Here is a 9,569-nt window from a genome sequence, read left to right on the forward strand (position 1 = left end):
GCCTTCAACGCGCAGAAGAAGGGCACGATCAACGGCAAGGGCGTGCTCAACAACCGCATCTCCGAGCATATCTTCACGATGCTCGACGCGATCGGCGTGCCCAACCACTTCATCCGCCGCCTCAACATGCGCGAGCAGCTGATCCGCCAGGTGGAGATCGTGCCGATCGAGGTAGTGGTGCGCAACATCGCCGCCGGCTCGCTGTCCAAGCGGCTGGGGATCGAGGAGGGCACCAAGCTGCCGCGCACGATCATCGAATATTACTACAAGGACGACGCGCTCGGCGATCCGATGATCTCCGACGAGCATATCGCCGCCTTCGGCTGGGCGAGCCAGGAGGAGATGCACGACATCTCCGACCTCGCGATCCGGGTGAACGACTTCCTGTCCGGGCTGTTCGCGGGCATCGGCATCAAGCTGGTCGACTTCAAGCTGGAGTTCGGCCGGCTGTTCGACAACGATTTCGGCCGCATCATCCTGGCGGACGAGATCAGCCCCGACGGCTGCCGCCTGTGGGACACCGAGACCAACGAGAGGCTCGACAAGGACCGGTTCCGCCGCGATCTCGGCGGCGAGGTGGAGGCGTATCAGGAGGTCGCGCGCCGGCTCGGGCTGTTGCCTGAAGGCGGCGACCATTCGGTACTCGACCTCGACAGCCATCGCAAGCGGCGGGGGAAGTAGCATGAGGGCGCGCGCATGAAGGTCAGGGTGATCGTGACGCTGAAGCCCGGCGTGCTCGATCCGCAGGGCCGGGCGATCGCGCAGGCGCTGGGCGGGCTGGGCTTCGCGGGCGTCGAGGACGTGCGCGTCGGCAAGCTGATCGAGCTGAGCCTCGCCGACGACGCGGGGCAGGTGGACGAGATGTGCCGGCGGCTGCTCGCCAACCCGGTGATCGAGAACTATCGGATCGAAACGTCCGATGCCCCCGGGACGGGGGCGGCGTGAAGACCGCCGTCGTCGTCTTCCCCGGCTCCAACTGCGACCGCGACCTGGCGGTGGCGCTGGAACAGGTGACCGGCGCCGCGCCCGCGATGGTGTGGCACCGCGAGACGCGGCTGCCCGACGGCGTCGATCTCGTCGGCCTGCCCGGCGGCTTCTCCTATGGCGACTATCTGCGCACCGGGGCGATCGCCGCGCGTTCGCCGATCATGCGCGCGGTGGCGGACGCGGCGGGCAGGGGCATGCCGGTGCTGGGCCTGTGCAACGGGTTCCAGCTGCTCGCCGAGGCGGGGCTGCTGCCGGGCGCGCTGATCCGCAATGCCGGGCTGTCGTTCGTGTGCCGCGACGTCGCGCTGACGGTCGGCGGGACCGCGTCCGCCTTCACCCGCCGCTACGAGCCCGGCGAGACGATCCGCGTGCCGGTCGCGCACCACGACGGCAACTATGTCGCCGCGCCCGAAACGCTCGACCGGCTGGAGGGCGAGGGACGGGTCGCGTTCCGCTATGCCGAGCCCGTGAACGGCTCCGCGCGCGGGATCGCCGGGGTACTGAACGAGGGCGGCAACGTGCTGGGCATGATGCCGCACCCGGAACGGCGGATCGGGGCCGCGCATGGCGGCGACGACGGCCGGCGGCTATTCGAAGGGCTGATGGACCTGGTCGCGTGACCGGCCGGCGGCGCCCGCCCGCACGCCCCATCGCCGCCACACCAGCAGCACGATCGTCGGCCACAGCAGCGTGATCCAGAAATCGTGCCATGAATCGGCCAGATTGCCCTCGTCGGACCCGTGGGTCAGGTCGTAGATCTCGTTCAGCGTCTCCGCGACCAGTAACGCCGCCCACGGCCAGCCGCTCCACGGCGCGCGCCGCAGCGCCAGCGCCGCCAGCGTCAGCACGATCAGGCCGGTCATGATGTGCATCGTGTCGTCCGACAGGCCGAGCGCGGTGCTCAGCCAGACCTTCAGTCCGGTCCAGCCGGGCTGGTCCGCGGCGACGAACGGGAACAGGCGGTGGATCAACGCGGAACCGCCCGGGCGCGCCGTGCGAACGGTGAGAAGTCCGTGCCGTGGTCGAACACGTCGACGCCCTCGGCGCGCTTCAGCCAGCCGACGACCGCATAGGTGACGGGCGTCAGCAGCACCTCCCACCCGACCTTCAGCGCCCATTGGGTCAGCATCACGCGCACGACCAGCGCGTCGGTGAAGCCCGCCGCGTCCGAAAAGGCGAGCGGGTAGAAGATCAGGCTGTCGACGCCCTCGCCCACGACCGTCGAGCCGATCGTGCGCGTCCACAGGTGGCGCCCGCGCGTCCACAGCTTCATCCGGGCCATGACGTAGGAGTTGACGAACTCTCCCGCCCAGAACGCCGCGATGCTGGCGGCGACGATCCGGCCGACCTGGCCGAACACGGTCTCGTAGGCGGCCTGGTTGCCCCAGGCGGGCGCGGGCGGCAGCGCGACGACGACCCAGGCCATGACCGCCATGAACACCAGCGCGGCGAACCCCGTCCACACGACGCGGCGCGCATGGGCATAGCCGTACACCTCCGTCAGGACGTCGCCGATGACATAGCTGACCGGGAAGAACAGGATGCCGGCGCCGAACGGCCACGGACCGACGCCGGGCAGGTCGACGACCGCGACCTTGCCCGCGCCCAGCACGTTCGACAGCAGCAGGATGGCGACGAACGCGGCCATCAGCACGTCGTAGTGGCGGAACTGGCGGACGCTGCCTGCCGATACCGCCTGGGGGTGGGGGCGGGGTCGGCCGTCGATCATGACCATCGCTATGATGCCGGTTCCACTGCGGCGCAATCCGCGCTAACCCACCACCGTCCGCGCCCGTAGCTCAGCTGGATAGAGCACGAGCCTTCTAAGCTTGTGGTCGGTGGTTCGAATCCACCCGGGCGCGCCAATCCCCGCCGGACTTCATGCGCGCACTCCCGATCCGGTCCGCCATCGTCGGCGACCGGACCGGGAGCGGCAGGCTCGATCAGAACTTGACGACGGCGCCGACGTACAGGAACCGGCCGAGCACGTCATACTGGCCGCTTGTGGTCGACGTATCGTAAGCGCCGGCGTTGAGGCCGGTCAGGTCGAGCGGCGGATGCTTGTTGCCGAGATTGGTCACGCCGCCATAGATGTTGAACTTGCTGGTGGCATCGATCCCGAAGCGTAGATCGTGGTACGCCACCACAGGATAGTATTTGAAGTTGGCGTAGTAAGGGTCGCTCGCCGGATTGCCGTTGAGCGCATTGTAGAAGGCGTAGTCGCCGACATATTGGCGGCCGAACCAGCGCACGCGATAGCCGATGGTGAGGATGCCCGTCTTGAAGTCGCCGGTGATCGTGAAACGATCGGCGGGCGTGCCGGCGTTGCTCAGGTCGCGCGTCACATAGCCGGGGCTCGTCGGATCGGTATAGTCGTTGCGCTCCAAGTTGTGCGTATAGTTGCCGCGTACCGACAGACGGCCATAGCTGGAGATGGCGTGGTTGTACGCCACCTCGAAATCGATGCCGCGCGCGCGAAGCTGCGCGAAGTTGATGCCGCCCGAGATCAGCGAGTTCTCGAGGATCTGGAACGGCACTTCGCCACGCGAACCGCCACCCGCGCCGGCGCGCTGGAACAGGGCGCAATACTGGTTGTTCAGACTTGCCAGATCATAGCATTGATTGATGATCGTCTGCGCATCGACCGATGCGATCGCCTGGTTGACCTTGATGTTGAAATAGTCGGCGGTGATCGAAAGGCCGGGCACCCAGTGCGGCGTGAACACGCCGCCGTAGGTGTACGAGTCGGACGTCTCCGCCTGCAGGGTGGGATTGCCGCCGCTGCGGAAACCCAGTGAGTTGGAATAGATGAAGTTGTAGTTCACCGGCCGTCCGGCCGCCGCGCAGTTCGCCTGACGGTTGGTCGGACTGGTGCCCTTGGTGATGTTGTCGGTCGAGCAGGGGTCGTCGATCAGCGCATAGTTCTGGCCGAACGGCGTATAGAGTTCCCCAAGGTTGGGCGCGCGCACCGCGCGCGCATAGCTGGCCCGCAGCGTGAGGTCGCTGATCGGACGCCAGATGCCCGACGCGTTATACGACCACACCGTACCGGCGGTGCTGTTATAACCGGACACGCGAGCCGCGCCGTTGACCGTCAGCTCGCGGACGAAAGGCAGGTCCTTGAGGAGGGGCACGCTGACCTCGGCATAGGCTTCCTTCACCTCCAGCGTTGGCGAGTCGAACGTCGGAATGGCGTTGTAGAAAGTATAGCCCTGCTCGACGAGCGGATCCTGTTGATACCGGTTGGTCTCGCGCCGATACTCGCCCCCGATCGAGAAGCCGATCGGGCCGCCGGGCAGCGAGAACAGCTGCTTCAGGTTGCCGGACACGAAGGCGCTCGCGTCGAACTGGGTGATCTTGCCGACCGACGTGGTGTTCTGGAGCAGGTAGTTCTTCTGTGCCTGCGTGAACTGGCCGCCGAAGGTGTTGATCGGCACGCACGCCGCGACGTCGCGCGCGAGCACGGTCGCGGCGTTGGGATCGGTGACGCCGGCATAGCCATAGGCGGCGGTGGCGTCAGCCTGCGAGCGGCAGACGATCTGGCCCGCCGCGTTGCGGGTCGCGTCGTTGGCGAGCAGGAATCGCTGGATGTTGAGGTTGCCCAGGATTTGCGTCTTCTCCTGGAACTCGCCGTAGTTCGCCGATACCTCGTAGCGCCAGTCGTCGTTGAATGTGCCGCGCACGCCGCCCACCGCGCGATAGGTGTCGCGATATGACTTCTCCGACCGGTTGCCGAGGCCGAACAGGTTCTCGCGCACGTTGAAGGTGGTTGCGCCAGTGATCACGCGCGCCGGGTTGGCGAGCAGCAGGTTGGTCGTGATGACGCTCCGTGCCTGATCGGTCAGGTACGGATTGTCGAGCCGGTACGCCTCGCGCGAGTCGGCGGTGAACGTTCCGTTGATGAAAGGAGGGCCGCTTGAGCCCGATCCAAACACGGTGGTGTGCGAGTAGCTCAGCTCCACGAACGGTTCGAACGCCTTGCTGAAAGTGAAATGGCCGACGAGGTTGGCGTTGACGCGATCGAGCTGCGGCTGGACCTGGAACTCGTCCGCGGCGCGGAAATTGCTGCCGTTGCCGCCGATGAACGAGCCGTTGGGGCCGAAACCGACCCGCTGCCCGGTTACGGGGACGAGATTGCCGGCGGCGGTGAACTGGTATGGAACATAATAATATACAGGCGCGCCTGGCGTGCTGTTAGGCGCAAGTCCGGCGTTGTAGAGCGCATTGCCGCCGAAGCGGATCAGGCCGGTGTCGCTGTACGACGCGCTGCGCACGTCGTTGAACAGCACGTTCTCCGGATTGCCGGCGCTTCCCGTCGGGTTGACGGAAAGGAACGCCTTCTGGTTTTCGAGGTACGGCCGGTCGCTGGCGAAGAACTGGCCCTGGTGGGCGTACTCGACGTTCACCGCGATGTTGCCGCGATCGTCGGCGAAGTTCTTGCCCGCCAGGATGCTGGTGAACTGGGCCGGCGCGTCGCCATAGCTGCTGATGCCGCTCTGCGCGCGGGCTTCAAGCCCCTGGAAATGGTCCTTGAGCACGAAGTTGACGACGCCCGCGACGGCGTCCGAGCCGTACACGGCGGACTCGCCGCCCGTGACGATATCGACCCGCTGGATGAGGTCGGTGGGGATGGTGTTGGTGTCGACCGACGTGCCCGAGTACAGGATGTCTCCCGCGACGTGGCGGCGGCCGTTGACGAGCACCAGCGTGCGCGACGTGCCGAGCTGGCGCAGGTCGAGCAGGTTGAGGCCCGAAGTGCCGAGGAAACGCGTGGAGTTCGACTGGCTGAACGTCGAGGCGAGCTGCGGCAACTGGTTGAGCTGGTCGCCGATCGAGACCTGGCCGGTCTGGAAGAACTCCTCGCCCTGGATGCTGGTGATCGGGTTGGGCGCGGACAGGTTGGGCCGGGAGATGCGCGAGCCCGTCACCACCACGTCGCCGCCGCCCTTGGCGCCGCTGCCGCCGCCGGCGTTGCCGGCGGTGTCGACCGCCCCCTGCTGGTTGGGCGTCGCGCCGGGACCCTTGTCGTCCGGCGCGGTCGCCGGCGTCGCCTGAGCCCGGGCTACGGTCGGCGCAGCGACGGTCGCGCTGGCCAGCGCGGTCGCGCCGAGCAGGAGCAGATGCTTCATGATGATCCCCTTTTTTATGTCTCCGTCATCGAAATGTAGCAGGTCCAATGCAAGCGGCTTGTCGGCCCGCCGACTTGGGAAAGAAGGCAGGCGCGCCTTTTGTGCGACGCATGTTGCGATCGCGCAACATGGTGGCGACGCCGACATGCGGTATCCGGCACATCGTCGCGCGACCGGATCGACGCCTGGGTTTGGCGGGCGATGTGCCCGCCCGTTCGTCAGTAGCCGCGCGCGACCGCGAACTCGACCGCCTCGACCATCGCATCCTTCGCCTTGCCGCCGGGGAACGGACCCAGCGCATCGATCGCGCGCTGGCCGTAGTGGCGCGCGCGCGCCAGCGTGTCGTCGATCGCGCGGGTGGCGCGGACGCGGTCGACCGCTTCGGCGAGGTCCGCGTCGGTGTTGCGATGGCCCGCGATCGCCGCCTTCCAGAAGGCGCGAGCCTCGCCATCGCCGCGCGCGTGCGCCAGGATGACGGGCAGCGTCATCTTGCCCTCGCGGAAGTCGTCGCCCGCTTCCTTGCCCATGGTGCCGGCGTCCGAGACATAGTCGATCGCGTCGTCGACGAGCTGGAACGCGATGCCGAGGTTGCGGCCATAGGCGTCGAGCGCGGCCTCCTCCACCTCGGGCCGTTCCGCCACCACCGCGGCGATCCGGCAGGCGGCGGCGAACAGCGCGGCGGTCTTGGCGTCGATGATGTGGAGGTAGCGGTCCTCGGGCAGGTCGAGCCGCCTGGCCGCGGTGAGCTGGTTCACCTCGCCCTCCGCGATGATCGCGCTGGTGCCCGACAGGATCTTCAGCACCTTCAGGCTGCCGTCCTCGACCATCAGCTCGAAGCTGCGGCTGAACAGGAAATCGCCGACCAGCACGCTGGCGGGATTGCCCCAGATGAGGTTGGCGGTCCGCCGGCCGCGGCGCAGGTCCGACCCGTCGACCACATCGTCGTGGAGCAGCGTGGCAGTGTGGATGAACTCGACCGCGGCGGCGAGGCGGTGGTGGCGCGTCCCGGTATAGCCCACCACCCGCGCGCTCGCGAGCGTCAGCATCGGCCGCATCCGCTTGCCCCCGCCGGCGATCAGATGGCCGGCAAGCTCCGGGATCAGCGGGATGTCGGACTGCATGCGGGCCAGGATCACCGCATTGACCTGGTTCATGTCACCGGCCACCAGCCGCAGCATCGGCTCCAGCGAGGGTTGTGGCTCGCCGGAAAGGCGATGGAGCGTCGCGGTCATCGTGCGCGCGATGTGGCGGCAAGCGACTCCAAAGGCAAGGCTGGGCCGGAGCGGGCCGGGCTGTGGGCCGGAGCGGGCCGGGCCGGGCGCCGGACCGGGCCGGCTTGCCGCACCGGACGGCTTGGGCCAACCTCCGGGTCGGAAAACGGGGGAATCGATGCCGGACGACGTCTTGCAGGGCTATCGCCGCAGCATCGACAACATCGATGCCGCTCTCATCCACATGCTGGCCGAGCGGTTCAAGGTGACGCAGGCGGTGGGCCGGCACAAGGCGGTGGCGGGGCTGCCGCCCGCCGATCCCGGCCGCGAGGAACGCCAGATCGAACGGCTGCGTCGGCTGGCGGGAGAAGCGGAGCTCGATCCCGAGTTCAGCGAGAAGTTCCTGCGCTTCATCATCGACGAGGTGATCCGTCACCATGAGCAGCTGCAAGGATAGGAGCGGGTCGCGGACCAGACGACGGTGGACGCCCGCAAACGGTCGCAGGGGTCATGACGGGGATTCGGCGCGTATTGGCCGGACCCCCGTCAAAGGCCGGTCACTCGGCGACGGCGTCCGCGACGGCCTTGCGGCGTGCGCGCGGCTTGGGCGCCTCCGGCTCGGGAGCCGCCGCGGGCTCGGGATCGGGCTCGGGGCTGCGCTGGCCCGGCTTGCGGCCAAGGCCGATCTTCTTCGCCATCTCGCGCCGGTGCGTCGAATAGGTCTCGGCGACCATCGGATAATCGGCCTTCAGATTGTAGCGCGCGCGATACTCGTCCGGCGTCATGCCGTTCGACGACAGGTGGCGGCGCAGCGTCTTGTACGACTTGCCGTCGATCAGGGAGACGATGTGGTCCTTGGACGCGAGCGACTTGCGCACCGACACCGCAGGCGTGTGTTCGACGGGTGCTTCGGCCGCAGGCTCTTCGGCCGGCGCACCGCTGGCGCCGAGCGCATTCACGGCATCGTGCATGCGGGCAAGGAAGGCAGGAACTTCATCGGCGCTGGCGCGGGTATTGGCATTGGACAGCCAGGCAATCGTCAGTTCGGTCGCAAGCTCAACGGAATTAAAGTCGGGTAGGTCGTCAGGCACTAACATTCTCCTTGAACAGGCGTCTCACCTAGCGACGACTGGCGTCAGGTCAACACCCGGACAATGATAACGCGCAGTTCTTGGACAAAAGGATGGAGATGAATCGATAGTCATCATCTATGGAGTCATTCGCGGCATCGGACGATGCTGCTCCGTCGGGACCGACCAACCTATCTCAATTCTTTACTGGTCTGGCCAGCGCCGCCTTTGCGGCCGGCAGCATGCGGTCGACGATGATCGCGACCCCGCGGGCATTGGGATGCAATCCATCGGCCTGGATCAGACCCGGCCTCGCTACCACGCCGTCGTAGAAGAACGGATAGAAGTCGACGCGGTGCCGGCGCGCCAGCGCCGGGTACATCGCGTCGAACCGTTGCCGATAGTCGCCGCCGAGGTTGGGCGACGCGCGCATGCCGGTCAGCAACACGCGCAGGTGCCGGCGACCAAGCTCGGTCAGGATCGCGTCGAGGTTGCGCTCCGCCTGCTCGGGGGGAAGCCCGCGCAGCATGTCGTTGGCGCCGAACTCGACGATCACCAGGTCGGGCGCGCGCGGCAGTCCGCGCAGTCCCCAGCGCAGGCGGGCGAGCCCCTGGCGCGTGGTGTCGCCGGACACGCCGCCGTTGCGCACGCTCGCGTCGATGGCGGCCCGGCGGAGCGCGGCCTGGAGCTGCACGGTGAAGCCCTGTGCGGGCGGCAGGCCGTACCCTTCGGTCAGGCTGTCGCCGAACGCCCAGACGAGCTTGCCCGGCGTGGGTGTGGATGTGGGTGTGGGCAGGGCCGCCGGCGCGGACGGGGGCAGGGCCGCCGGCGCCGCCCGGACGAGCAGCGCGGCATGGACAACAGCCGCCAACCGCCCGTATCGCCGCAATCGTGACCAGTACCGCATCCCCCACCGGTAGCCCAACACCCGCCGGAGCTCCAACACCTTCGGGACCGGTGATCGACGCGCGCGACGTGACGTTGGCGCTGGGCGGTGGCGGTGGCGGTGGCGGCAGGGGCGGGGCCGGGGCCGGGGCCGGCGGCGGCGCCACTCAGATCCTGCGCGGCATCGACCTGTCGGTCACGGCGGGGGAGAGCGTGGCGCTGCTCGGGCCGTCGGGGTCGGGCAAGTCGTCGCTGATGGCGGTGCTCGCGGGGCTGGAGCGGCCGAG

Annotated in this window: 11 protein-coding genes and 1 tRNA gene; 6 read left to right on the plus strand and 6 right to left on the minus strand. The window is 67.9% G+C overall.

Annotated elements, in window-relative coordinates:
• The 3 genes from purC to purQ form a co-directional block, all read left to right on the plus strand.
• Positions 1-681: phosphoribosylaminoimidazolesuccinocarboxamide synthase (gene purC, locus HUV01_RS07825; protein WP_174297735.1), on the plus strand; the 681-nt coding region annotated here is incomplete at its 5' end.
• Between the two features lie 15 nt (positions 682-696).
• Positions 697-945, plus strand: a complete 249-nt coding sequence (purS, locus tag HUV01_RS07830; protein WP_174297736.1) for a phosphoribosylformylglycinamidine synthase subunit PurS — start codon at positions 697-699, stop codon at positions 943-945.
• Entirely contained in the window at positions 942-1,607 is a 666-nt protein-coding gene (gene purQ, locus HUV01_RS07835; protein ID WP_174297737.1) for a phosphoribosylformylglycinamidine synthase subunit PurQ, read from the plus strand. The genes purS and purQ overlap by 4 nt, the downstream gene beginning before the upstream one ends.
• Here the strand turns inward: purQ and HUV01_RS07840 are convergent.
• Positions 1,575-1,958 (minus strand): hypothetical protein, encoded by a 384-nt coding sequence (locus tag HUV01_RS07840; RefSeq protein WP_174297738.1) that lies wholly within the window; start codon positions 1,956-1,958, stop codon positions 1,575-1,577. The two genes, purQ and HUV01_RS07840, sit on opposite strands and share 33 nt — an antisense overlap.
• On the minus strand, positions 1,955-2,716 hold the full coding sequence (locus HUV01_RS07845) for a queuosine precursor transporter (protein WP_174297739.1): 762 nt from the start codon (positions 2,714-2,716) through the stop codon (positions 1,955-1,957). Before HUV01_RS07845 ends, HUV01_RS07840 begins: the two co-directional genes overlap by 4 nt.
• A 59-nt stretch (positions 2,717-2,775) precedes the next feature.
• Here HUV01_RS07845 and HUV01_RS07850 point away from each other — a divergent pair.
• Positions 2,776-2,852, plus strand: a tRNA-Arg gene (locus tag HUV01_RS07850).
• Positions 2,853-2,930: 78 nt separating this feature from the next.
• Here the strand turns inward: HUV01_RS07850 and HUV01_RS07855 are convergent.
• Both HUV01_RS07855 and HUV01_RS07860 read right to left on the minus strand, forming a co-directional pair.
• Positions 2,931-6,116, minus strand: a complete 3,186-nt coding sequence (locus HUV01_RS07855) for a TonB-dependent receptor domain-containing protein (RefSeq protein ID WP_174297740.1) — start codon at positions 6,114-6,116, stop codon at positions 2,931-2,933.
• A gap of 218 nt (positions 6,117-6,334) precedes the next feature.
• The gene (locus HUV01_RS07860) at positions 6,335-7,348 is read right to left on the minus strand and encodes a polyprenyl synthetase family protein (RefSeq protein ID WP_174297741.1); all 1,014 of its coding nucleotides are present in this window, start codon (positions 7,346-7,348) and stop codon (positions 6,335-6,337) included.
• 157 nt (positions 7,349-7,505) lie between these two features.
• Between HUV01_RS07860 and HUV01_RS07865 the strand changes: the two genes are divergently transcribed.
• On the plus strand, positions 7,506-7,784 hold the full coding sequence (locus HUV01_RS07865; protein WP_174297742.1) for a chorismate mutase: 279 nt from the start codon (positions 7,506-7,508) through the stop codon (positions 7,782-7,784).
• Between the two features lie 100 nt (positions 7,785-7,884).
• Here HUV01_RS07865 and HUV01_RS07870 read toward each other — a convergent pair whose 3' ends face one another.
• Together HUV01_RS07870 and HUV01_RS07875 are read right to left on the minus strand one after the other, a co-directional pair.
• Positions 7,885-8,418 (minus strand): MucR family transcriptional regulator, encoded by a 534-nt coding sequence (locus HUV01_RS07870; RefSeq protein WP_254606479.1) that lies wholly within the window; start codon positions 8,416-8,418, stop codon positions 7,885-7,887.
• Between the two features lie 175 nt (positions 8,419-8,593).
• Positions 8,594-9,304: an arylesterase gene (locus HUV01_RS07875; RefSeq protein ID WP_174297744.1), complete on the minus strand. Its 711-nt coding sequence runs from the start codon at positions 9,302-9,304 to the stop codon at positions 8,594-8,596.
• A 50-nt stretch (positions 9,305-9,354) separates the two neighbouring features.
• Between HUV01_RS07875 and HUV01_RS15140 the strand changes: the two genes are divergently transcribed.
• On the plus strand, positions 9,355-9,569 hold a 215-nt coding region (locus tag HUV01_RS15140; RefSeq protein WP_254606480.1), incomplete at its 3' end, for an ATP-binding cassette domain-containing protein.

The organism is Sphingomonas bacterium, from assembly GCF_903643035.1.
In the GTDB taxonomy this organism is placed as follows: domain Bacteria; phylum Pseudomonadota; class Alphaproteobacteria; order Sphingomonadales; family Sphingomonadaceae; genus Sphingomonas.